24 protein-coding genes and 2 other annotated features are annotated in these 23,921 nt (G+C 41.6%); all 24 genes read right to left on the reverse strand.

Annotated features, from left to right (window positions below; all coding sequences use genetic code 11):
* Positions 1–43: 43 nt before the first annotated feature.
* Entirely contained in the window at positions 44–514 is a 471-nt protein-coding gene (gene rpsG, locus AC1DIV_RS22025; protein WP_048677878.1) for a 30S ribosomal protein S7, read from the reverse strand.
* Positions 515–555: 41 nt separating this feature from the next.
* Positions 556–978, reverse strand: coding sequence for a 30S ribosomal protein S12 (gene rpsL / locus AC1DIV_RS22030; RefSeq protein ID WP_034305038.1), 423 nt, complete (start codon positions 976–978; stop codon positions 556–558).
* Positions 979–1,082: 104 nt separating this feature from the next.
* Positions 1,083–1,331 (reverse strand): 50S ribosomal protein L7ae-like protein, encoded by a 249-nt coding sequence (locus tag AC1DIV_RS22035; RefSeq protein ID WP_034305040.1) that lies wholly within the window; start codon positions 1,329–1,331, stop codon positions 1,083–1,085.
* 295 nt (positions 1,332–1,626) lie between these two features.
* Positions 1,627–5,223 carry a DNA-directed RNA polymerase subunit beta' gene (rpoC, locus tag AC1DIV_RS22040; protein WP_053537043.1) on the reverse strand — a complete coding sequence of 1,199 codons (3,597 nt, stop codon included), beginning with the start codon at positions 5,221–5,223 and terminating at the stop codon, positions 1,627–1,629.
* A 185-nt stretch (positions 5,224–5,408) separates the two neighbouring features.
* A complete protein-coding gene (rpoB, locus tag AC1DIV_RS22045) occupies positions 5,409–8,978 on the reverse strand; it encodes a DNA-directed RNA polymerase subunit beta (protein ID WP_048677874.1) in 3,570 nt (1,189 codons plus the stop codon).
* Between the two features lie 238 nt (positions 8,979–9,216).
* Positions 9,217–9,822 (reverse strand): class I SAM-dependent methyltransferase, encoded by a 606-nt coding sequence (locus AC1DIV_RS22050; RefSeq protein ID WP_048677932.1) that lies wholly within the window; start codon positions 9,820–9,822, stop codon positions 9,217–9,219.
* Positions 9,823–10,017: 195 nt separating this feature from the next.
* Entirely contained in the window at positions 10,018–10,377 is a 360-nt protein-coding gene (gene rplL, locus AC1DIV_RS22055; RefSeq protein WP_289348369.1) for a 50S ribosomal protein L7/L12, read from the reverse strand.
* Between the two features lie 63 nt (positions 10,378–10,440).
* Positions 10,441–10,941, reverse strand: coding sequence for a 50S ribosomal protein L10 (gene rplJ / locus AC1DIV_RS22060; RefSeq protein WP_034305052.1), 501 nt, complete (start codon positions 10,939–10,941; stop codon positions 10,441–10,443).
* Positions 10,942–10,980: 39 nt separating this feature from the next.
* Positions 10,981–11,131, reverse strand: a sequence feature (ribosomal protein L10 leader region).
* A gap of 46 nt (positions 11,132–11,177) precedes the next feature.
* Positions 11,178–11,873: a 50S ribosomal protein L1 gene (rplA, locus tag AC1DIV_RS22065; protein WP_057276474.1), complete on the reverse strand. Its 696-nt coding sequence runs from the start codon at positions 11,871–11,873 to the stop codon at positions 11,178–11,180.
* A 104-nt stretch (positions 11,874–11,977) separates the two neighbouring features.
* Positions 11,978–12,403: a 50S ribosomal protein L11 gene (gene rplK, locus AC1DIV_RS22070; RefSeq protein ID WP_034305057.1), complete on the reverse strand. Its 426-nt coding sequence runs from the start codon at positions 12,401–12,403 to the stop codon at positions 11,978–11,980.
* A 174-nt stretch (positions 12,404–12,577) separates the two neighbouring features.
* Positions 12,578–13,111: a transcription termination/antitermination protein NusG gene (gene nusG, locus AC1DIV_RS22075; protein ID WP_048677866.1), complete on the reverse strand. Its 534-nt coding sequence runs from the start codon at positions 13,109–13,111 to the stop codon at positions 12,578–12,580.
* A gap of 258 nt (positions 13,112–13,369) precedes the next feature.
* A complete protein-coding gene (secE, locus tag AC1DIV_RS22080) occupies positions 13,370–13,552 on the reverse strand; it encodes a preprotein translocase subunit SecE (protein WP_034305062.1) in 183 nt (60 codons plus the stop codon).
* Positions 13,553–13,602: 50 nt separating this feature from the next.
* Positions 13,603–13,752 carry a 50S ribosomal protein L33 gene (gene rpmG, locus AC1DIV_RS22085; RefSeq protein WP_072273931.1) on the reverse strand — a complete coding sequence of 50 codons (150 nt, stop codon included), beginning with the start codon at positions 13,750–13,752 and terminating at the stop codon, positions 13,603–13,605.
* Between the two features lie 194 nt (positions 13,753–13,946).
* Positions 13,947–14,579 (reverse strand): RNA polymerase sporulation sigma factor SigH, encoded by a 633-nt coding sequence (gene sigH / locus AC1DIV_RS22090; RefSeq protein WP_094246690.1) that lies wholly within the window; start codon positions 14,577–14,579, stop codon positions 13,947–13,949.
* Positions 14,580–14,664: 85 nt separating this feature from the next.
* Positions 14,665–15,174, reverse strand: coding sequence for an NYN domain-containing protein (locus AC1DIV_RS22095; protein ID WP_289348366.1), 510 nt, complete (start codon positions 15,172–15,174; stop codon positions 14,665–14,667).
* A 4-nt stretch (positions 15,175–15,178) separates the two neighbouring features.
* Entirely contained in the window at positions 15,179–15,922 is a 744-nt protein-coding gene (gene rlmB / locus AC1DIV_RS22100) for a 23S rRNA (guanosine(2251)-2'-O)-methyltransferase RlmB (protein WP_034305069.1), read from the reverse strand.
* Positions 15,919–16,341: a Mini-ribonuclease 3 gene (locus tag AC1DIV_RS22105; RefSeq protein WP_034305071.1), complete on the reverse strand. Its 423-nt coding sequence runs from the start codon at positions 16,339–16,341 to the stop codon at positions 15,919–15,921. The genes rlmB and AC1DIV_RS22105 overlap by 4 nt, the downstream gene beginning before the upstream one ends.
* Positions 16,342–16,344: 3 nt before the next feature.
* A complete protein-coding gene (cysS, locus tag AC1DIV_RS22110) occupies positions 16,345–17,742 on the reverse strand; it encodes a cysteine--tRNA ligase (protein WP_048677861.1) in 1,398 nt (465 codons plus the stop codon).
* 1 nt (position 17,743) lies between these two features.
* Positions 17,744–18,394 (reverse strand): serine O-acetyltransferase, encoded by a 651-nt coding sequence (cysE, locus tag AC1DIV_RS22115; RefSeq protein ID WP_034305073.1) that lies wholly within the window; start codon positions 18,392–18,394, stop codon positions 17,744–17,746.
* An 85-nt stretch (positions 18,395–18,479) separates the two neighbouring features.
* Positions 18,480–18,728 (reverse strand) — a binding site (T-box leader).
* 42 nt (positions 18,729–18,770) lie between these two features.
* Positions 18,771–20,228 carry a glutamate--tRNA ligase gene (gene gltX / locus AC1DIV_RS22120; protein ID WP_053537039.1) on the reverse strand — a complete coding sequence of 486 codons (1,458 nt, stop codon included), beginning with the start codon at positions 20,226–20,228 and terminating at the stop codon, positions 18,771–18,773.
* An 89-nt stretch (positions 20,229–20,317) separates the two neighbouring features.
* A complete protein-coding gene (gene ispF / locus AC1DIV_RS22125) occupies positions 20,318–20,797 on the reverse strand; it encodes a 2-C-methyl-D-erythritol 2,4-cyclodiphosphate synthase (protein WP_057276469.1) in 480 nt (159 codons plus the stop codon).
* A 14-nt stretch (positions 20,798–20,811) separates the two neighbouring features.
* The gene (ispD, locus tag AC1DIV_RS22130; RefSeq protein ID WP_063595515.1) at positions 20,812–21,501 is read right to left on the reverse strand and encodes a 2-C-methyl-D-erythritol 4-phosphate cytidylyltransferase; all 690 of its coding nucleotides are present in this window, start codon (positions 21,499–21,501) and stop codon (positions 20,812–20,814) included.
* Between the two features lie 21 nt (positions 21,502–21,522).
* Positions 21,523–22,620, reverse strand: a complete 1,098-nt coding sequence (locus AC1DIV_RS22135) for a PIN/TRAM domain-containing protein (protein ID WP_063595516.1) — start codon at positions 22,618–22,620, stop codon at positions 21,523–21,525.
* A gap of 226 nt (positions 22,621–22,846) precedes the next feature.
* The gene (gene disA / locus AC1DIV_RS22140; protein ID WP_063595517.1) at positions 22,847–23,920 is read right to left on the reverse strand and encodes a DNA integrity scanning diadenylate cyclase DisA; all 1,074 of its coding nucleotides are present in this window, start codon (positions 23,918–23,920) and stop codon (positions 22,847–22,849) included.
* Position 23,921: the final 1 nt, after the last annotated feature.

The raw sequence follows: 23,921 nt of genomic DNA on the forward strand, positions 1-23,921 counted from the left end.
TGTCTTTCTCCTTCCTTTTATAAGGATTTTATAGTGATTAATCTTACCAGCGATAATGTGCGAAAGCTTTGTTGGCTTCAGCCATTTTGTGTGTATCTTCACGTTTCTTAACTGCTGCTCCAGTATTGTTGGCAGCATCCATGATTTCATAAGCTAAACGCTCTTCCATCGTTTTTTCTCCACGAAGGCGAGAGTAGTTTACTAACCAACGAAGTCCTAGAGTCGATTTACGGTCTGGACGCACCTCAACTGGTACTTGGTAGTTAGCTCCACCCACACGGCGTGCTTTTACTTCTAGTACAGGCATGATGTTTTTAAGTGCTTGATCGAAAACTTCGATCGGCTCATTGCCAGTACGTTCTTTGATTAAATCAAATGCAGAGTAAAGAATTTTTTGTGATTTACCTCTTTGTCCATCAACCATTAATTTGTTGATTAAGCGAGTCACAAGTTTTGAATTATATATTGGATCTGGTAATACGTCTCTTTTCGTTACAGGTCCTTTACGAGGCATTATATTTCCTCCTTTCAAGAAAGTTCAATTTTGGTTTAAGTTTATTTTTTTGCTGCTTTCGGACGCTTAGTACCGTATTTAGAACGGCCTTGCATACGATTGTTAACTCCAGCTGTATCAAGAGCACCACGTACGATATGGTAACGTACCCCTGGTAAATCTTTTACACGTCCGCCACGGATAAGAACCACGCTGTGTTCTTGTAGGTTGTGACCGATACCTGGGATATAAGCTGTTACCTCGATACCGTTTGTTAGACGTACACGCGCATATTTACGTAACGCGGAGTTTGGTTTTTTCGGTGTCATAGTACCCACACGAGTGCAAACACCACGTTTTTGCGGAGATGATACGTTAGTTTGTGCTTTTTTAAAGCTGTTGTAGCCTTTGTTAAGTGCTGGAGATTTTGAATTAACCTCTTTAGACTCGCGTCCTTTACGCACTAATTGATTAATAGTAGGCATTACATTTTTCCTCCCTTCACGTTTTCATTTCTAGTACCACACATCCAGGTGGTTCATAAATGGGTAAAAACAAAGTCTTTGCAAATATTATTGCAAAAACATTTTTACTTTTTAATGGCAACAGTTGCTGCTCCGACATCAATACCACATGCTTTGCCAAGCATTCTCATCGAATCAACATATGTGATAGGAACATCCAATTCTTTGGCGGTCTCAACGACACGCCCAGTCAAGTATATATCTGCATCATCAGCGATGATAACTTCTTGAATTAAATTGTTTTTAAGAGCTCTAACTGCTTGCTTCGTCCCTATAATCACTGACTTTGCCTGTATTACTTTTTCATAAGACATGGTCCATATCCTCCAAAGTTACAGGGTAACATAGGAGCACCTTTGCTATAGTATCATTATAAGTCGGATACTGTCAACTTCTTTCAAAAAAATAATTCAAGCAAAAGGTTTTCCTTACATAATTCTATTAAGATTTTCAATTTGCCCAAACGGAAATTATCAAATTCTCATAGGCTTTTCAGCCGGCCATGAGTAATAAGAGAGACCAGCTCAATAAATTCTGATCCTTCATCTCCTCCAATAGGAAACGGGAGTGTGGTTTTCAGTTTAAATTATTGAGCTGGTCCTTTTTCCATTAATCCACTGTTACTGTATCGGCACTTTCGTCAACAACGACAGGGTTTGCTTTTCTGTATCTAAGCATTCCTGTTCCTGCAGGGACAAGTTTACCGATGATGACATTTTCTTTAAGCCCAAGCAATTCATCACGTTTTCCTTTTATTGCTGCATCAGTCAAGACTCTAGTTGTTTCTTGGAATGACGCGGCGGACAAGAAGGAATCCGTTTCAAGAGATGCTTTTGTGATACCTAGCAATACAGGACGGCCTGTAGCCGGTAATTTGTTGGTCAGCAATGCATCAGTGTTTGCAGTAGTGAACTGGTTGACATCCAATAATGTTCCTGGAAGCACTTCAGTTTCGCCTGCATCAAGCACACGGACTTTACGCATCATTTGTCTAACCATTACCTCGATGTGCTTATCACCGATTTCAACACCTTGCATCCGGTATACTTTTTGAACTTCATGAAGCAGGTATTCCTGAACAGTAAGCACGTCTGTAACCTTCAGCAATTCTTTCGGATCGATGGAACCCTCTGTCAACTCTTCACCACGACGGACAGGTGTATCAACAGTTACTCTTAAACGTGCTGTGTACGGCGCAGTATATGTGCGTGATTCAACAGCACCTTGAACAACGATTTCCTGTTGTTTATCCCTAATTTCATTGATGGAAACAATCGTTCCTTCAATTTCGGAAATGACAGCTTGACCTTTAGGGTTTCTTGCTTCAAATATTTCTTGGATACGAGGAAGACCTTGAGTGATATCGTCCCCAGCAACCCCACCTGTATGGAATGTACGCATCGTCAACTGTGTACCAGGTTCTCCGATTGATTGAGCGGCAATGATACCGACTGCTTCGCCCACTTCAACTTCTTGACCGGTAGCCAAGTTGCGTCCATAACATTTTTTACATACACCATGGCTGGTGTTACATGTAAAGGCAGAACGGATCCATGCTGTTTCGATTCCAAGTGATTCAATATAGTTAGCAAGATCTTCAGTAATAAGATCATTTTCAGCCACGATTACTTCATTTGTTTCTGGATGTCTGATCGCTTTTCTTGCATAACGGCCAACTAGGCGCTCTTCAAGATGCTCAATTATTTCAGTACCCTCTCTCAAGGCTGAAATTTTCAAGCCGCGGTCCGTTCCACAATCGTCATCACGGATGATGACATCTTGGGCAACGTCAACAAGTCGACGGGTAAGGTAACCGGAATCGGCCGTTTTAAGCGCTGTATCGGCAAGACCTTTACGCGCACCATGTGTAGAGATGAAGTACTCCAACACGGTTAAACCTTCACGGAAACTTGATTTGATCGGTAATTCAATGATACGTCCAGCCGGGTTGGCCATCAAACCACGCATACCAGCAAGCTGCGTAAAGTTGGAAGCATTACCACGGGCACCGGAATCACTCATCATGAAGATCGGGTTGCGTCGGTCCAGGGAGTCCATAAGTTTGGACTGAATGGTATCCTTGGCAGCACTCCAAATCGAAATGACGCGATCATAACGCTCATCCTCAGTAATAAGACCGCGTCTGAATTGTTTCAAGACGTTATCCACTTTGGTTTGAGCCTCAGTAATGATTTCTTGTTTTTCTTTTAAAACGACAATATCAGCCACACCAACGGTAATACCAGCTTTTGTCGAATATTTAAATCCAAGATCTTTCATCCGGTCAAGCATTTTGGATGTTTCGGTAATTTTAAAGCGTTTAAAGACTTCCGCGATGATATTTCCAAGAATTTTTTTCTTGAAAGGATCGATAGCAGGTTGGGACTTAATCAATTCAGGGATATTAGCGCCCTTTTCCACAAAATATTTCTCTGGAGTTTTGGTTTCCAGATTATAACGTGTCGGTTCGTTAATATACGGGAATGATTTAGGTAAAATTTCATTGAAGATCAATTTTCCAACAGTCGTAATCAGAAGTTGGCCGTTTTGTTCTTCAGTGAATGTTTCATTATTTAGTGACGATGCATGTACGGCACAACGGGAATGTAAGTGTACATATCCGTTTTGGTATGCAAGTAATGCTTCACTTGTATCTTTAAAGATCATACCCTCACCGATAGCGCCTTCTCTTTCCAATGTTAAGTAATAGTTACCTAATACCATATCTTGAGAAGGTGTAACGACAGGTTTACCATCTTTAGGGTTCAAAATGTTCTGTGCTGCAAGCATAAGCATGCGTGCTTCGGCTTGTGCTTCAGAAGATAGAGGAACGTGGACCGCCATTTGGTCACCGTCAAAGTCAGCGTTGTAAGCTGTACATACGAGCGGATGCAAACGAATTGCGCGACCTTCAACCAACGTTGGTTCAAATGCTTGGATCCCAAGTCTATGAAGAGTCGGTGCACGGTTCAATAGTACTGGGTGTTCTCTAATAACTTCTTCTAGGACATCCCATATTTCAGGAGATAAACGTTCAATTTTGCGCTTAGCGGATTTGATGTTATGCGCTAGACCTCTTTGAACAAGCTCCTTCATTACGAATGGTTTGAATAATTCAATCGCCATTTCTTTCGGAAGACCACATTGGTACATCTTTAAGTTTGGTCCGACTACGATAACGGAACGGCCAGAGTAATCAACACGTTTACCAAGAAGGTTTTGACGGAAACGGCCTTGTTTACCTTTTAACATGTGAGATAAAGATTTTAACGGACGGTTACCTGGTCCAGTTACCGGACGGCCACGACGGCCATTATCGATAAGAGCATCGACAGCTTCTTGCAGCATACGCTTCTCATTTTGAACGATAATGCTTGGTGCTCCAAGGTCCAGTAATCTTTTCAACCGATTATTACGGTTGATAACACGGCGATATAAATCATTTAAATCAGATGTGGCAAAACGTCCTCCATCAAGTTGAACCATAGGACGAAGCTCCGGTGGAATGACCGGAAGCACGTCAAGGATCATCCATGAAGGCTCATTTCCGGAGTTACGGAATGCTTCAAGCACTTCCAAGCGTTTGATTGCACGGGTTCTGCGTTGTCCTTGAGCTGTTTTAAGCTCCTCTTTCAACGACTCTACTTCCTTTTCCGTATCAATATCTTGTAAAAGTTTTTTAATAGCTTCCGCACCCATGGCAGCTTGGAATTTCTTACCGTATTTTTCACGGTATGTACGATATTCCTTTTCAGAAAGAAGCTGTTTCTTTTCTAAAGTTGTATCGCCCGTTTCAGTTACTACGTAAGATGCAAAGTAAATAACTTCTTCCAAAGCCCGTGGAGACATATCAAGAACAAGTCCCATACGGCTAGGAATTCCTTTAAAATACCATATGTGTGAAACTGGTGCTGCCAGCTCAATATGACCCATACGCTCACGACGCACCTTAGCACGGGTGACTTCAACGCCACAACGGTCACAGACTACGCCTTTATAACGAACACGTTTATATTTTCCGCAATGACATTCCCAGTCCTTTTGAGGTCCAAAAATTCTCTCACAGAATAAACCGTCTTTTTCTGGCTTTAACGTACGATAGTTGATTGTTTCTGGTTTTTTAACTTCTCCATGGGACCAAGAACGAATCTTGTCTGGTGAAGCAAGACCAATTTTCATATACTCAAAATTATTAACGTCTAACAAGGGGCCTACCTCCCTTTTAATCTCCAGGTTTAACCCTTGATTGCCGTCACGTTATGAGGCAATCTTACACCGGATGATGGTTGATTGAATCAATAAGGCTCTAACAAGGCAGCATGATTTTCTAATGAACATCTTGCTGCCAGTCAGAGCAGGTAATATATTACTGGATATGTTTATATTTAATTTTATTCTTTGACAGGTGCCCCTACTTCGGAAGCAACCATATCTTTGGTTTCTGAATCAAGGCTTAATTTGTCTGCTTGGTTGGCTTCATCTTCATCTTCCAAATCACGCATTTCGATTTCACGATCTTCGGCATTGAGGATTTTAACATCCAATCCTAAACTTTGAAGCTCCTTAATCAATACTTTGAATGACTCAGGAACACCTGGTTCAGGGACATTTTCACCTTTGACAATCGCTTCGTACGTTTTAACACGACCCACGACATCATCTGATTTAACGGTTAGGATTTCTTGTAATGTATAAGCGGCACCATAAGCTTCAAGTGCCCATACTTCCATCTCACCGAAACGCTGTCCACCAAATTGCGCTTTACCACCAAGTGGCTGCTGCGTAACAAGGGAGTAAGGTCCAGTTGAACGTGCATGAAGTTTATCATCGACCATATGCGCCAGTTTGATCATGTACATGACACCAACTGATACACGGTTATCGAATGCTTCACCTGAACGGCCATCATAAAGGACAGTTTTTGCATCACGGGACATCCCGGCTTCTTCAATTGTACCCCAAACGTCTTCCTCAGTGGCACCATCGAATACAGGAGAGGCTACATGAATGCCAAGTGCGCGTGCAGCCATACCTAAGTGTAGCTCCAACACCTGACCGATGTTCATACGTGAAGGTACACCCAATGGGTTTAACATGATGTCGACTGGAGTGCCGTCCGGTAAATAAGGCATATCTTCTTCAGGAAGAATCCTGGAGATTACCCCTTTGTTACCATGTCGTCCGGCCATTTTATCGCCTTCATGGATTTTACGTTTTTGAACGATATATACACGTGCGAGTTGGTTTACACCAGGAGGCAGTTCATCGCCGTCTTCTCTGTTAAATACTTTAACATCAAGAACGATTCCTCCGCCGCCGTGAGGTACACGAAGTGATGTATCCCTTACTTCACGTGCTTTTTCACCGAAGATTGCATGTAATAGACGTTCCTCAGCAGTCAGTTCCGTTACACCTTTAGGCGTGACTTTACCAACGAGAAGGTCTCCGTCTTTCACTTCAGCACCCACACGGATAATTCCGCGCTCATCAAGATTACGAAGCGCATCTTCCCCTACGTTAGGGATATCACGGGTGATTTCTTCAGGCCCTAATTTTGTATCGCGTGATTCAGATTCATATTCTTCAATATGAATGGAAGTGTACACATCATCTTTAACCAATCGTTCACTCATGATGATGGCATCTTCATAGTTATATCCATCCCATGTCATGAAGGCTACCAATACGTTACGTCCAAGTGCCAACTCACCTTTTTCCATTGAAGGACCATCAGCAAGAATTTCACCTTTTACGACGTTGTCGCCAACACTTACGATAGGGCGTTGATTATAGCACGTTCCTTGGTTGGAACGAATGAATTTTAATAGACGATATTTATCAAGATTTCCTTTTACTTGCTGCCCGTCTACTTCACTTACCCTACGTACCCATACTTCACGTGATTCAACGTGCTCTACGATACCTGGGTGTTTACAGATTACGGCAGCACCGGAGTCCTTCGCTGAAACATACTCCATACCCGTTCCTACCCGAGGGGCTTCCGGTTGAAGCAAAGGAACTGCTTGACGTTGCATGTTCGCTCCCATAAGGGCACGGTTGGAGTCATCGTTTTCCAAGAAAGGAATACATGCAGTCGCGGCAGATACAACTTGTTTAGGAGATACATCCATGTAATCTACGCGGTCACGCGGAACAACGGTATTTTCACCGCGGAAACGTGCAACAACATCGTTATCAAGGAATGAGCCGTCATCCGACAGTCGTACATTCGCTTGGGCAACTACATAGTTATCTTCCTCATCAGCTGTTAAGTAATCGATTTGGCTTGTAATTTTACCTGTTTCAGGGTCCACACGGCGGTATGGTGTTTCAATGAAGCCATATGGGTTAACCTTTGCAAAACTGGATAACGAGTTAATCAAACCAATATTCGGTCCCTCAGGCGTTTCAATCGGACACATGCGGCCATAGTGGGAATAATGAACGTCACGTACTTCAAAGCCAGCACGCTCACGTGTCAGACCACCAGGTCCCAATGCAGATAGACGACGTTTATGCGTCAACTCAGCCAACGGGTTCGTTTGATCCATGAACTGGGAAAGCTGTGAACTTCCAAAGAACTCTTTAATGGATGCAATGACCGGGCGAATGTTGATTAGTTGCTGTGGAGTGATTGTGTTCGTATCCTGAATGGACATTCTTTCACGGACAACACGCTCCATACGGGATAAGCCAATTCTGAATTGGTTTTGCAGCAATTCACCAACGGAACGCAAACGACGGTTACCTAAATGGTCAATGTCATCCGTGATTCCCACACCATGCAATAAATTAAAGAAATAACTGATGGAAGAAATGATATCAGCCGGTGTAATGTTTTTGACCTGGTCGGTCACATAAGCATTACCGATGATATTGATCACTTTTTCGCCTTCAGCATCGTTTGGTGCAAACACTTTAATAGGTTGAAGAAGAGTTTCTTCCTCTACTACACCACCTGATGGATGGAATGTTTTGAATCCTATTCCACCTTCGATATGAGGCAGAATCCTATCAAGAGTCCGACGATCAAGCATTGTACCTTTTTCAACAATGATTTCTCCCGTTTCAGGATCAATCAAAGTCTCTGCAATACGTTGTCCGAATAAACGGTTCTTAATATGCAGTTTTTTGTTTATTTTATAACGGCCTACATTAGCTAAATCATAACGTTTCGGATCAAAAAAGCGTGATACTAAAAGACTTTTCGCGTTTTCGACAGTAGGCGGTTCACCTGGGCGTAGACGCTCATAGATTTCTAGTAATGCTTTTTCCACACTCTCGGTGTTATCCTTTTCAAGAGTGTTGCGAAGGTATTCGTTGTCACCGATCAAATCGATGATTTCTTGATCTGTTCCAAATCCAAGGGCACGCATCAATACCGTGATCGGTAATTTCCTGGTGCGGTCGATTCGAACATACACAACATCCTTGGCGTCTGTTTCGTATTCGAGCCATGCGCCACGGTTAGGAATAACGGTCGCAGAGAACCCAAGCTTACCGTTTTTATCCATTTTCCCATTGTAGTAAACACTCGGTGAGCGCACTAATTGGGATACAATTACCCGTTCAGCACCATTGATGACAAATGTACCTGTTTCAGTCATCAGCGGGAAGTCGCCCATAAATACATCCTGGTCTTTTACTTCCCCTGTTTCTTTGTTAACAAGGCGCACTTTCACACGAAGTGGTGCAGAATACGTAACATCGCGTTCTTTTGTTTCTTCCACAGAATACTTCGGCTCAGCTAAGCTGTAATCGATGAATTCTAACGATAAATTACCTGTAAAATCCTCAATAGGAGAAATGTCCTGGAACATTTCCTTTAAACCTACATCTAGAAACCATTGATAAGAAGCTGTTTGAATTTCAATCAGATTCGGAAGGTCCAAAACCTCACTGATTCTTGCATAACTTCTACGTTGGCGGTGTCGTCCATACTGAACAAGTTGACCTGTCAACTGATTCACCCCTTAAATCAAGCGTTATAAGGATCCATTTGCCTCGGAAAAGGAATCATTTCCATAGACAAAAAGAAAATGGTTTTTATTTTAAAAACCACTATTTCTCATAAAACGAACTATTATTTATATATTTTTCCCATATTATCCATTGATTATACACCAATGGTATAAAAATTGCATAGTTACGGAATTATATATATGCATTTTATAATACTAACATAGCGAAAATTTAGAGTCAAACCTTTTTGGATAATAGTATATAGTAACCTTTTTTCTTAACGGGCACTTCAATATTTCCAAATAATTGCTCCATTTTATCCATTGCGGATGGAGCCCCTTGTTTTTTTTGAATGACAACCCATAATTCTCCACCAGCTACCAAACTGCGATAGCTTTCTTCTAAAATTTCGTGGACTACACTTTTACCTGCGCGAATGGGAGGGTTCGTAAGAATCGCTGCGAATTGATTGGAGGCAACTTTGTCAAAACGATCGCTTTCGTAAATATTCACATTTGCGATCCCATTAGAAGCAGCATTCTCTTTTGACAATTCAACTGCCCGGCTATTTATATCAATCATTTCTATCGTTCTATCGGGATAAGCTGCCGCAATCGATATTCCGATCGGTCCATACCCGCAACCAACATCGAGAATATTTCCTTCCACAGCTTCATTAAGGTTAAAACTCTCAACCAAAAGACGCGATCCGAAATCAACTTCCTTTTTCGAAAAAACACCATTATCACTTTTGAAGCGAAATGTACGTCCCTTTAATGTGAAATCCCAAAATTTCGGATTGCTTACGACATCCGGTTTATGTGAGTAGTAATGCTCTGTCAGAGTCATCTCCCCCTATCAGAAAGGAATATTGAAGATTTAATGAGAGAAGAGAATTGAAGAATGGATGCTTGCACGCCGGAATGTTCCAGTAACGATTTCCTCGTTACCAAACCATTAACGGCCAGTTCCCGTCATTTCTTTAAAAATGAAGAAAAAAAGCCCGCCAATGATAGCGAGCTTTTTGTTTATGCAAGATTACTTAACTTCAACGCCAGCTCCAACTTCTTCAAGTTTAGCTTTGATTTCTTCAGCTTCTTCTTTAGAAGCAGCTTCTTTAACTGCTTTTGGAGTGTTGTCAACAAGTTCTTTCGCTTCTTTAAGTCCAAGACCTGTAACTTCACGTACAGCTTTGATAACTTTGATTTTTTGATCTCCAGCAGATGTAAGGATTACATCAAACTCAGTTTTTTCTTCAGCAGCAGCGCCACCAGCAGCAGCTACAGCTACAGGTGCAGCAGCAGTTACGCCAAATTCTTCTTCGATTGCTTTTACAAGGTCGTTTAATTCTAAAACAGTCATATTTTTAACTGCTTCAATGATTTGATCTTTAGTCATTTTTATTTCCTCCTCGAAATGGTTGGTTTTTTTTTGAATCAGTAGGCTATATAAGCGGTTAGCTTACGCGCCTTGTTCTTCTTTTTGCTCTGCAACAGCTTTTGTAGCAAGAGCAAGTCCGCGCATAGGTGCTTGAAGCACGCTGAGTAGCATTGAAAGTAGGCCTTCGCGTGAAGGTAGTTCTGCAAGAGCTTTAATTTCTTCAGCAGTTGCAACATTTCCTTCGATAACTCCAGCTTTGATTTCTAACGCTTCATGTTTTTTCGCAAAATCGTTAAGGATTTTTGCTGGCGCAATAACATCTTCAGTTGAGAATGCAATTGCGTTTGGTCCTGTTAATGATTCGTTCAAAGCGCTAAGTTCAGCACTTTCCGCAGCACGGCGAGTCATAGAGTTTTTGTAAACTTTAAACTCAACGCCAGCTTCACGAAGTTGCTTACGAAGTTCTGTTAATTCAGCAACAGTCAATCCACGGTAGTCAACAACTACTGTTGATTGGCTTGCAGTTAATTTATCAGTAATCTCAGCAACGATTTTTTGCTTTTGTTCAATAATTGCGTTCATCCTTACACCTCCTGTAGATTTGCTTGAAAACATTTATACCGTTTCAAAGAAAAAGCCTTCATCTCTATTGCAGACATGAAGGCAGTAATTTCAAAAGTCATAGTCAAGGACTATTATTATCGAATTACCTCGGCAGGGAATTAAGCTCGTAACGAGCACCTACTGTCTACGGTACAAATGATATTCATTTATTCACAACAAAACTTATTATAACAATAATAGTTTTGGAATGTCAATTATTTATTGAAAGTAGAAGGATCAACTTTCACGCCAGGGCCCATTGTAGTTGTTACAGAAACGTTTTTCATGTAAGTTCCTTTAGCAGCCGCAGGTTTAACTTTCATTAATGTATCATAGATAGTCGTGAAGTTTTCCACTAGTTTAGCATCCTCGAAAGATACTTTACCGATTGGAGCATGGATGTTTCCAGCTTTATCTACGCGGTATTCAACTTTACCAGCTTTGATTTCATTAACAGCTTTTGTTACGTCGAATGTTACTGTACCAGTTTTAGGGTTAGGCATTAATCCTTTAGGTCCTAATACACGGCCAAGTTTACCAACTTCACCCATCATGTCTGGAGTCGCAACGATTACATCGAATTCGAACCATCCTTGTTGGATTTTGTTGATGTAGTCAGATTCGCCAACGTAGTCAGCACCAGCAGCTTCCGCTTCTTTTGCTTTTTCGCCTTTTGCGAATACTAATACGCGTTGAGTTTTACCAGTACCATTCGGAAGAACAACAGCTCCACGAATTTGTTGGTCAGCTTTCTTAGGGTCTACGCCTAAACGGAAAGCAACTTCAACAGTCGCATCGAATTTTGCGAAGTTTGCTTTTTTAGCAACTTCGATTGCTTCAGTTACAGCATAAGCCTTAGAAACTTCTACAAGCTTAGCTGCTTCAAGATACTTTTTACCTTTTTTCGCCATGATATAAATCCTCCTAAATTGTGGTTTTAACGGAATGACCTCCCACGAATAAAGGTTGCGAGTATCAATCGCAACCCCGTAGAAACAAATAGCAATTACATGGATTAGTCTTCGATGACAATACCCATGCTGCGAGCAGTACCTTCAACCATACGCATTGCAGCTTCAACGCTTGCAGCGTTTAGGTCAGGCATTTTAGTTTCAGCAATCTCGCGCACTTGATCACGCTTGACTGTAGCAACTTTATTACGGTTAGGTTCACCAGAACCAGACTCGATACCAGCTACTTTCTTAAGCAATACTGCAGCCGGTGGAGTTTTTGTAATGAATGTAAATGAACGGTCTTCAAATACCGTGATTTCAACAGGAATAATTAGACCAGCTTGATCTGCTGTACGAGCGTTGAACTCCTTACAGAATCCCATGATGTTTACACCAGCTTGACCTAATGCAGGACCGACTGGCGGTGCCGGATTCGCTTTACCAGCAGGAATTTGCAATTTAACCATTTTAATTACTTTTTTAGCCACGAGACACACCTCCTTATAAGTCCGTGATGTGGTAATAGGGTAATACCCTCCCACTCATCTTGAATTCTTTATATATTAATAAAGAATGCTTGTATCGTTGAGGCCTAAAAATTGAAACATACTGACCTTTGAAATTTTACCACTTTCAAAAGGCAATTTCAAGTTTTTTTCCGTTTATAATTTTTCCACTTGATTAAAATCAAGTTCTACCGGTGTATCACGGCCGAACATATTGACTAGGACCCTTACTTTCCCTTTGTCTTTATCAAGTTCTTCAATCGGTCCTGCAAAAGTTGCAAATGGGCCTTCTTTAACTTGAACCGTATCACCGATTTCAAAATCAACTTCGATTTTGCTTTCATCTACGCCCATTCGTTTAAGAACGACTTCAATTTCTTCCGGAAGCAATGCAGTCGGTTTTGACCCAGCTCCAGACGAACCCACGAAACCTGTTACCCCAGGCGTATTCCGGACAACATACCATGAATCATCCGTCATGATGATCTCAACCAACACATAACCTGGAAACACTTTCTTTTTGGTCACTTTCTTTTTGCCATCTTTCACTTCTGTTTCTTCTTCTTCTGGAACTACAACGCGAAAGATCTTGTCTTCCATCCCCATAGTTTCAACACGTTTTTCCAAGTTAGCTTTAACCTTGTTCTCATAACCTGAATAGGTGTGAACTACATACCAATTCTTTTCCATGTGTTAGGACTTTAACGTCCTTCCCTCCCTGCAATCGATCATTTTCTTTATTAATCTTTATCTTTGAACGTTTTAGCCAAAAAACCATACAGGCGTCATCCCGAACTTAACTAGAATATATTGTGATGATTCATATTACAGCAGCACTCGTTTTTGAACTTCTTCACTTATTAAAAAAGACAAATTAAAAAACCCGTTTCCGGGCTTTTCTGCTGACACATATTATTCTATCACTATTATACCTTATTTTCGAATCTCTTATTCAATAACTAAGCGAATTAATTCGGAAATACCCAAATCGACCACTGTAAAGAATAAAGCCATAAATACTACAGTCGTTACCACCACGATTGTATATTTGGTAAGCTCCTTGCGTTTCGGCCAGCTTACTTTTTGCATTTCGCGAGCGACTCCGCTGAAAAATTCGGTAAAACGTTTCATGAATGTACCTCCAAGCATTAGAAGCTTCTGTCAATCTATTTATAAAACGGTTATTTCGTTTCTTTATGAATCGAGTGTGAGTTGCAAGTACTGCAAAATTTCTTGATTTCCAGCCGTTCGCCGCTTGTCGATTGTTTGCTCTCATAACTATAATTTCTTGAACCGCAATCGTTGCAGGCAAGAACTATTTTTTTTCGCATTAGATACACCTATCCTATCTACTATATCCATAAAACCTTATCACGACTGTTTTTTATTGTCAATATCAAAGCGGGTTTCACCCATTATGGACAACGTAAATCAAAACATCGGCTTGCATCTAAAAATCTTAGTGAATAAAAAAACTTCCATGTGGAGAAGGGACAGATGAAATTAAGCGGAAAAAGCGGAGGGATTATAAACTGATTTCCCTTACTTCCAGATAGCGCTCGAGCTTTCTTTTCACCCGCTGAAGGGCGTTGTCGATTGACTTAACATGCCGGTTCAACTCTTCCGAAATTTCTTGGTAGGTTTGTCCATCCAGGTAAAGAGCTAACACTTTTCTCTCAAGATCACTCAGGAGCTCGGCCATCTTTAATTCGATATCGTCAAACTCTTCTTGGTTGATGATCAGTTCTTCCGGGTCCAAAACCTTCGTACCCGATATGATATCCATTAGAGTTCGGTCCGATTCCTCATCATAAATTGGCTTGTCCAGGGAAACATAGGAATTGAGCGGAATATGTTTTTGACGTGTTGCTGTTTTGATAGCTGTAATGATCTGCCTCGTAATGCATAGTTCTGCAAATGCTTTAAAAGAAGATAACTTATCCCCTTTAAAATCACGGACGGCTTTATATAAACCAATCATACCTTCTTGCACGATGTCTTCCTTATCGGCACCAATCAAGAAATAAGTCCTTGCCTTCGCTCTTACAAAATTACGATACTTTTGGATCAAATAATCAAGCGCTTCACTGTCTCCAGTGTGCACCAACCCTATCAATTCATCATCCTCAAACTGAAGATACTTTTCGTTCAGCTTCATTCCGAATTTGAGACCCACATTATATCCCCCTGACCTGACTCAGATAGAAATATTATACAGCAGGTAAATTTTACCCGTCAATGGTTCAAATTTTACCCCGGCGCCATTTTTCGAAAATTTCTGCCACTTCTTCACTTAAAGGAATTTTAGCAACAGGTCTTATCGTTGTTGTTTTTCTTACATCTTTCTTGATTTCGCCTTGAATTTCTTCCATTTCAATTAGCAGTTCACGAGCGGATTTCCTTAGGGCCCCTTGGCCAAAGATCACCCACTGTTCCGTGAAGTCAGAGGTTGCCACTTGAATTTGCGTTTTGACATTATTCAGTTCGATGGCCATCTTTTCTATTCTTTCATCCGCAGTTTCATTTTCTTTTGTAAAAATTACGTCAACTTTGTGATTTTTGAATTTGCGGGCAATTCCCTGAACATATTGAGCATCAAATACGACAATTACACGGTATCCGGTAAATGCTTGATATTCCGCCATCATTTCTATCAATCGATCCCTTGCAGCAGCAAGATCCCGTTCTTTTAATTCTCTCAGTTCCGGCCAAGCTCCAATAATGTTATAACCGTCCACCAACAGAATATTCATTTCGTCATTGCCCTAGGGGATTTCTTTTTCTATAAACCTCATACATCAATAAACCGGCTGCTACCGATGCATTTAACGAAGTTACTTTTCCTGCCATTGGAAGACGGATGAGAAAATCACATTTCTCCTTCATTAACCGGGCCATGCCTTTTCCTTCGCTGCCAATAACAAGTCCGATAGGCATCTTTCCGTCCATGTTACGGTAATCATCGCTGCCTTTCGCATCGGTACCGACTATCCATACCCCTCGCTCTTTCAATTCTTCCACAGCTCTTGCCAAATTTGTAACGCGAGCTACAGGAATATATTCGATTGCACCAGTCGAAGCTTTAGCCACTGTTGCCGTCAAGCCCACTGCTCTTCTTTTCGGAATGATGATTCCATGGGCCCCGACTGCATCGGCCGTCCTCATGATCGAACCTAAATTATGCGGATCTTCAACCTCATCAAGAATCATGAAAAAAGGTGCTTCGTCCCGTTCAGCCGCTTTTGCGAATAAGTCATCCAGCTCCACATATTCATATGCAGCCACTTGTGCGATAACGCCTTGATGGATGCCTTCTACCATTTGGTCAATTTTTTTCTTCGGTACGATTTGCACGAGCACCTTCTTTTCCTTCGCGAGACCGATAAGTGGTTGCATCGAGCCTTTTTGCGAGCCCTCGGCTATCCAAATTTTATTAACTTCCCGTTCGGAGCGAAGTGCTTCCAATACGGGGTTTCTGCCAATGATATATTCTTCGCTCATGGGTTACTCCCCTTTTCTTCTTCAATGTATTCAATGGATTTTTTGATGAGTTCTTCCATTCTTTCTATTCGACCGGATAAATACAAAAATCCCATAAGAGCCTCGAAGGCTGTACTGTAGCGATACGTTTGCACATCTGTATTCTTCGGTACCGTACCGGATTTCGCATTTCGGCCGCGCCGAACGACAGCGGATTCCTCTTCCGATAGCCAATCTGACTCCAGAAAGAAGTGGATGATTTTATTTTGCGCTTTAGCAGCTACAAAAGATGTAGCTTTTTTGTGAAGTAGATTGGGCTTGACCGCCCCTTTTTGAATGAGGTGATGCCGTATATACGTTTCGTATACAGCATCACCTATATATGCTAAAGCAAGACTGTTCAGCATTTTTGCATCTACCTTACTATCGTAATGAAGCATTAATTACCCTCTTTTCCATCTTGTACCTTGAGGGGTATCCTCTAATATGATATTCATGTTTTTCAAGCGATCGCGAATTTCATCAGATAATCCAAAATTGCGGTCTTTCCGCGCTTGAATCCTTTGCTGTATCAACCCTTCAATTTCTTCATCCAGAAGCCCCTCTTCTTCAAGGGACAAACCGAGGACAGAAAATAAGGTGTTGAATTTATCAAGGAAAGCATTAATCACTTCCGTGTCTGTGTTTTTCTCCATCAAGTAATAATTTGCCTGTTTGGAAAGTTCAAAAAGCATGGATATTGCATTAGCTGTGTTGAAATCATCGTCCATTTCCTTAATGAATTGTTCATGTAAATCATTCAGCTTCTCCAACCAAACATCATTATTCTCAGTCAATCCGTCACTTACTTGAAGGCGATGCTTTAAATTTTGATATGATGTCCTTAAGCGTTCAAGGGACGCCTTTACATTTTCAAGCACTTCTTCACTATAATTGATCGGATGACGGTAATGTACTGATAACATAAAGAAGCGTAACACTTGTGGATCATGCTTCTGAATGATGTCATGCACAAGGACGAAATTACCTAAGGACTTAGACATTTTTTCATTCTCAATATTTATATACCCATTATGCATCCAATAATTCGCAAAGGTCTTACCCGTCAATGCTTCGGATTGTGCAATTTCATTTTCATGATGCGGGAATGCCAGATCTTGACCTCCTGCATGAATATCGATGGTATCCCCCAAATACTTTTTGACCATTGCGGAGCATTCGATATGCCAGCCAGGACGCCCCTTACCCCATGGGCTCTCCCATGATATTTCATCATCCTTGGCCGCTTTCCAAAGGGCAAAATCAAGGGCATCTTGTTTTTTCTCCCCTATTTCAATACGTGCCCCCACTCGAAGCTCATCGATGGACTGATGTGAAAGCTTGCCATATCCCTCAAACTTACGAGTGCGGTAATACACATCCCCTTCCGATTCATAAGCGAATCCTTTCTCGATTAACGCCGAGATGAATTCAATGATTGCATCCATGTTCTCCATTACGGTCGGGTGAGCATCCGCTTTTTTGCAGCCCAATGCCGACACGTCTTCAAAATACGCCTTGATGAAACGCTCCGATATGGTCGGGACATCTTCCCCCAATTCTTTTGCCGCACGAATCAGCTTATCATCCACATCCGTGAAGTTCGAAACGAATTGCACATCATATCCACGGTAATCCAAATACCTACGAACGGTATCGAATACGATTGCCGGTCTGGCATTGCCAATATGAATGTAATTATAGACAGTGGGTCCGCATACATACATCTTCACCTTTCCCTCTTCAATCGGGACGAAGGTTTCCTTTTTTCTTGTTGCTGTGTTATATATTTTAATCGCCATATTATAGACTCCTTTCTTCCTGCTTCTGTTCGGCCAACCTCGCCCTTAAGGCCCTGATTTCACTATCCAATTCCTTAAAGCGATCAGCGATTGGATCAGGAAGATCACAATGATTTAGGTCTTTATTGATTTTGATGCCATCTTGAATGACCACTTTACCTGGAATGCCCACCACTGTAGAATTAGGTGGCACTTCCTTTAAAACGACCGATCCCGCACCGATTTTCGAGTTTTCCCCAACAGTGATGGAACCCAGCACTTTTGCTCCTGTAGCTATCAAAACATTATCCTTTATCGTAGGATGACGTTTTCCCTTTTCCTTTCCAGTCCCCCCAAGGGTTACACCTTGAAAGACGGATACATTGTCGCCAATTTCACAAGTTTCGCCAATGACGATCCCCATTCCATGGTCAATGAAGAAACGACGGCCAATCGTAGCCCCTGGATGAATTTCGATTCCGGTAAAAAACCGGCTGATTTGAGATATGCTTCTCGCCAGGAAAAAGAATTTCCTCTTAAATAGTGCGTGAGCCATCCTATGACTCCAAATCGCATGTAAACCCGCGTACGTCAATATGACTTCCAAATAGCTGCGCGCAGCAGGATCTTGATCAAAAACCACTTCGATATCTTCTTTAAACATCTTTAACAAAATGATTCCCCCCTATGTTCCGTCCTTTTCCAACATCCCCTTTTGAAGCTTTTAAAGCATATAAAAAAGCGTCTCTGTCCAAATAGACAGAGACGCTTGAAGCGCGGTTCCACTCTGTTTGGAATGTACGAACCAGGTAAAGCTTTTTCCTGTTTTTTCATCCCCAACTTTAATCCCTGTAACGGAGGACATTCCGCCTGTGCCTACTATAGGTTAGTTCAGCAAAGGACTCAAGGGTGCATTTCAGAAAACGAGAGGCCTGAACCACTTTCAGCAGGTTATGGTTCTCTCTAAAAAGCTTCGTTTACTTACTTCTCCCCATCTACGCGTTCTTTTGTAAGATTATTAAATACTATATTACATTTTCGACAAATTGTTAATATAAAATACTCTGAATACGCTGTTTAATTTTTTCTTTGCCCAGTAATGAAATTGCCTTAGGCAAGTCAGGACCATGTGTTTGACCCGTGACGGCAGCCCTTATCGGCATGAATAATTTTTTCCCTTTATGCCCTGTGCTTTTTTGTACGGCTTTAATCGACTTCTTGATTTCATCCGCATTAAATTCTTCAAGCCCTTCGATCTCCTGAAGGAAAGCTTTCATGACTTCCGGTACCTGTTCTTCGGCCAGCACTTCCTTAGCTTCTTGCTCGAACTCGACTTCATCCTTGAAAAACAGTTCAGAAAGCTCGACTATTTCCGCTCCATAGCTCATCTGTTCTTGAAAAAGTGAAACAAGCCCATGTACCCACTCTTCTTCTTCGGCGGTCAGTGTCTCTGAAACCTTCCCGGCTTTAATTAAGTGAGGCAATGACAATTCCACTGCACGATTGACGTCCAATTGCTTCACATATTGATTATTCATCCATGTAAGCTTTTGCTTATCGAAAAGTGCAGGTGATTTAGACAGACGGTCAGCATCGAAAAGATTAATGAATTCTTCCTTCGTGAAAATCTCTTCCTCCCCGACCGGAGACCATCCTAGTAATGTAATGAAATTGAATAAAGCTTCAGGTACATAACCAAGCTCTTCATATTGTTCAATGAATTGAATGATCGACTCATCACGTTTACTCAGTTTCTTCCTGCTTTCGTTTACAATCAGCGTCATATGTCCGAATACCGGCGGTTCCCACCCGAAAGCTTCATAAATCATCAATTGTTTTGGAGTATTGGAGATATGATCATCACCGCGAAGGACATGGGAAATCTTCATCAAGTGATCATCGACGGCCACTGCAAAGTTATAAGTTGGAATGCCATCTTTTTTTACGATGACAAAATCACCAAAGCCATCCGTTTCAAATGAAACCTCATCCTTGACCATATCTTTGAAAGTAAGGACCTTCCCAGCTGGAACGGCAAAGCGAATGCTCGGTTTTCTTCCTTGTGCAACTAATTCCGCTTGCTCTTCCTCAGTTAAATGCTTGCACTTCCCGGAATATTTTGGCGTTTCATTGCGTTCGACCTGTCCTTCACGCTCTGCTTCAAGCTCTTCTTCCGTACAATAGCATTTATATGCTAAACCCTTATCCAAAAGCTCTTGATACAATTCCTGATAAAGGTCGTTCCTTTCGGATTGACGATATGGACCGTATTCACCGCCAACATCAACACCTTCATCCCAATCCATGCCAAGCCATTTCAAATATTTAAGCTGACTTTCCTCTCCGCCTTCAATATTTCTCTTTTGGTCGGTATCCTCAATACGGATGATGAATTTCCCGCCTTTATTTCGTGCGTATAAATAATTAAATAAAGCAGTCCGTGCATTACCAATATGTAAATGTCCAGTCGGACTCGGTGCATAGCGAACTCGAATATCGCTGCTCATGATATATATAGACCTCCCAGTCGTTCTATTCTATTGTTTATATTATCATTTAAATACATTGGGATAAAGGCATCCACTCTAAAAACGATTTAGTTTGATTTGACCAATAAAACAACAGCCTGTGCCGCGATTCCTTCGCCCCTGCCTGTAAATCCAAGTTTCTCCGTTGTGGTCGCCTTTACATTAATCCTGTCTATCGAGGAATCTAAAAGTTCTGCAATCCTGCCTCGCATTTCCTCGATATAAGGTGCCATTTTCGGGCTTTGTGCAATGATTGTACAATCCGCATTGCCTAGGGAATATCCTTCTTTTTTTACGATCGCCCAAATATACTGCAGCAGTTTTGCAGAATCGGCATCTTTAAATTCAGGGTCGGTATCCGGAAAATGCTTACCGATATCCCCTGCACCAATTGCACCCAAGCAGGCATCGGCAACAGTATGCAGAAGGACATCCGCATCCGAATGACCCAGCAGTCCTTTCTCATACGGAATCGTAATCCCGCCAATTATCAAAGGCCTGCCTTCCACAAGCTGATGAACGTCATATCCTTGTCCTATTCTAAACATATCATTCTCCCCAATCATCTTTTTCCATGTTGTTGTTTATGTAAAATCGCTTCTGCAAAATAAAGGTCTTCCTGAGTCGTAATCTTAATATTATCATAATTGCCCTCAATAATAACTACCTGTTCATTGATCCGCTCTAGTAAACTTGCATCGTCCGTCCCTAAAAATTCTTCAGCTTCTGCCTGTTCATACGCACTTTTTAATATGGATACACGAAAAGCTTGTGGAGTTTGCACCGCCCACAAGCTTGATCGTTCCACTGTTTCCAATACCTTTTTGTTTGCCGCTTTTTTAATCGTATCCTTAACGGGCACTGCAATTACGGCACCTCCATTAAGGGAGGCGGCAGTAGTCAATTCACTGATTTGCCCTAGGGTAATAAAAGGGCGGGCACCGTCATGGACCAGGACGATGTCTTCTTCTGCATGTTGCAGTCCATTATAAACGCTTTGTTGGCGCTCCTTGCCACCCATGACCAGTTTCTTGACCTTTTTAAGCCCATTCGCTGCTATCAATTGATTGAAATAATCCTTTTCTGCCGGGTTTATCGAAAGGATAATCCCCCGACAGTCAGGATCTTCTTCGAAGACACGCAGTGTATAAACAATGATCGGGACACCCGATAGTTCAATAAAAAGTTTATTCTTGCCCGCTTTCATTCTTTTGCCTTGTCCAGCTGCAGGTATCACTACTTCATAAAACATAACGGTTTCTCCTACTCTTCTTTATAATGCTTTTTCTAATAGTTTCGGTTTAGCGAATATCATCCGGCCTGCAGAGGTTTGCAATACACTTGTGACAAGTACATCGATCCGTTTCCCGATATGGTCACGGCCACCCTCGACAACGATCATGGTGCCATCGTCTAAATAAGCGATGCCCTGGTTCTGCTCTTTCCCGTCCTTTATGACCTGAACATTCATCTCTTCCCCAGGAAGTACAACAGGTTTTACGGCATTGGCCAGGTCATTGATATTAAGTACCGCCACATTTTGAAACTCGCATACTTTGTTTAAATTGAAATCATTGGTAACGACCATTCCGCCCGATATTTTGGCAAGCTTCACCAGTTTACTGTCGACTTCCTGAATGTCTTCAAAATCCCCCTCGTACATCTCCACTTTAATCGGCAGGTCTTTTTGAATCCGATTCAAGATATCCAAACCGCGCCTTCCACGATTCCTTTTCAATGCATCAGATGAATCGGCAATGTGCTGCAATTCGTTTAATACGAATTGAGGAATGACTATGGTACCCTCCAGAAAGCCTGTCTGACAAATATCCGCAATTCTGCCATCAATGATGACGCTTGTATCAAGAATCTTCAGGCGCTTGCTATACCCCTCTTCATCCTCTTCGCTTGCTTCACCATCCGTGTTCTTTTTCTTATTGCTTTTCGTGAATAAACTCAATAGCTCATCACGTTTTTTAAAGCCCACCTGAAAACCAAGATATCCAAATAATAGCGTAAGGATGATAGGAACCACTGTATTCAAAATGGGAACCTTGATGGCACTGAATGCGGATCCAACCAAGAACGCTGCAAGCAGTCCAACTAAAAGACCTACGCTGCCAAAGATTATATCCGTAATCGGTATCTTTACAAGCTGTTCCTCCAGCCATTTCATAAAGTAGATCACATGATCTACTGCCCAAAAAGTTATAAGATAAAAGATAATGGCACCCAACAGTACACTTACATAAGGATTGTTTAATAAAGCAATATCGTCTGCATGTAAAACAATTAATAATTCCGGAATAAGCAACATACCAAGTGTTCCGCCGACTATTAAGAAGCATGCTTGTATAATGCGTTTTAACATCCCTTTCACCTCCTTCTACTCATTATTGACCAATAAAATAAAATGAAACCTTCGAAAATTCGTTTTCACTATATACGTTAAATTCACTTAAGGAATTAGTGGATTTACAAATATGAATTCTTCTCTTTTTCGTAATATTAGCCTAGCACCCTGAGTTTTGAGTGTCAAAAATAAACACCAATCAATTTCAAGCCCGTTCAGGAGTTTTTTTAAAGCCGGCTGCACCTTACATCCTTCTATTTGTGACCAGCTGATTTTTCAAAATTCGGAGTCCTTCTTTAATTTTATTGGCCCGGACTTCACCTATACCCTCCACATCGTCAAGGTTTTCAACCGTAGCTTTATTGACTTCACTAAAGCTTCCGAACTGTTTCACTAAATTTTCGATGATTAAACCCGGCAAGCGTGGGATTTTATGAAGAATACGGTAACCACGGGGATGTACTGACTCATCAAGATGTATATATCCATGATAGCCCAGCACCTTAAGAAGAATGCTTTCATCCAGTTTTTCCTGCATGGCCAACTCTTGAAGCCTAAAAATGATTTCCTCGGGATTTTCATCATTACTGGAGGTATAATCCTTGATAAGCCATTTCCCTTCCGTTTCAATATCTGCCAGGATTTCATTCATTTGCAAACGGATCAGCCTTCCTTCCGTACCAAGTTCATTAAGGTACGTTAGCAGCTCCGCCTTGATCCTGAGCACCATCACATAACGGTGAAATACCTGCAAAAGATCGGCATAGGTCACGATTTCCTCAAACTCGAGCGCTCCTAAAACCGATATGCTCTGCTGCAGGACCACCTTGTATTTTTCCAAGGTCTGGATGGCTAAATTAGCCTTGGCAAGAATGACTCCTATATCTTTAAGGGCATACCGGAAATTGCCCTGATATAAAGTGATGACATTCCGGCGTTGTGAGATTGCGATGACCAACGACTTGGTCTCCCTTGCCACCCGTTCCGCTGTTCTATGCCTCATTCCCGTTTCAGTGGAAGGTGTACTGTTATCAGGCACTAATTGGGCATTTGCGAAAATGATCTTATCGGCGGTTTCATTTAAAATGATGGCCCCGTCCATCTTCGCCAACTCATATAATGTGCTGGGGGTACAGCTGCAGTTGATTTCGAAGCCGCCATCCACGATCGTTCGCACCTTCTCGTTATATCCGACCACTATCAAACCGCCCGTGTTCGCCCTCAGGACATTTTCAATACCCTCCCGAAGCGGGGTACCTGGTGCTACGATTTGCAGAATTTCCAATTTTGTTTTCTCATACCCTTTTTTATCTGTCATG

It is taken from the genome of Peribacillus sp. 05N428, assembly GCF_056397085.1.

Coding starts and splice junctions, on each gene's coding strand:
- ispF (WP_057276469.1), bottom strand. CDS start 20,797: ATGTTTAGAATAGGACAAGGATATGACGTTCATCAGCTTGTGGAAGGC.
- rpsL (WP_034305038.1), bottom strand. CDS start 978: ATGCCTACTATTAATCAATTAGTGCGTAAAGGACGCGAGTCTAAAGAG.
- sigH (WP_094246690.1), bottom strand. CDS start 14,579: ATGAAGCTGAACGAAAAGTATCTTCAGTTTGAGGATGATGAATTGATA.
- AC1DIV_RS22135 (WP_063595516.1), bottom strand. CDS start 22,620: ATGTTAAAACGCATTATACAAGCATGCTTCTTAATAGTCGGCGGAACA.
- AC1DIV_RS22095 (WP_289348366.1), bottom strand. CDS start 15,174: ATGAATATTCTGTTGGTGGACGGTTATAACATTATTGGAGCTTGGCCG.
- rplA (WP_057276474.1), bottom strand. CDS start 11,873: ATGGCGAAAAAAGGTAAAAAGTATCTTGAAGCAGCTAAGCTTGTAGAA.
- rlmB (WP_034305069.1), bottom strand. CDS start 15,922: ATGAGCGAAGAATATATCATTGGCAGAAACCCCGTATTGGAAGCACTT.
- secE (WP_034305062.1), bottom strand. CDS start 13,552: ATGAAACGTTTTACCGAATTTTTCAGCGGAGTCGCTCGCGAAATGCAA.
- ispD (WP_063595515.1), bottom strand. CDS start 21,501: ATGTTTTATGAAGTAGTGATACCTGCAGCTGGACAAGGCAAAAGAATG.
- nusG (WP_048677866.1), bottom strand. CDS start 13,111: ATGGAAAAGAATTGGTATGTAGTTCACACCTATTCAGGTTATGAGAAC.
- rplJ (WP_034305052.1), bottom strand. CDS start 10,941: ATGAACGCAATTATTGAACAAAAGCAAAAAATCGTTGCTGAGATTACT.
- rpmG (WP_072273931.1), bottom strand. CDS start 13,752: ATGCGAAAAAAAATAGTTCTTGCCTGCAACGATTGCGGTTCAAGAAAT.
- disA (WP_063595517.1), bottom strand. CDS start 23,920: ATGACAGATAAAAAAGGGTATGAGAAAACAAAATTGGAAATTCTGCAA.
- AC1DIV_RS22035 (WP_034305040.1), bottom strand. CDS start 1,331: ATGTCTTATGAAAAAGTAATACAGGCAAAGTCAGTGATTATAGGGACG.
- cysS (WP_048677861.1), bottom strand. CDS start 17,742: ATGGCGATTAAAATATATAACACAGCAACAAGAAAAAAGGAAACCTTC.
- rplL (WP_289348369.1), bottom strand. CDS start 10,377: ATGACTAAAGATCAAATCATTGAAGCAGTTAAAAATATGACTGTTTTA.
- AC1DIV_RS22105 (WP_034305071.1), bottom strand. CDS start 16,341: ATGCTTCATTACGATAGTAAGGTAGATGCAAAAATGCTGAACAGTCTT.
- rpsG (WP_048677878.1), bottom strand. CDS start 514: ATGCCTCGTAAAGGACCTGTAACGAAAAGAGACGTATTACCAGATCCA.
- gltX (WP_053537039.1), bottom strand. CDS start 20,228: ATGAGCAGCGATATTCGAGTTCGCTATGCACCGAGTCCGACTGGACAT.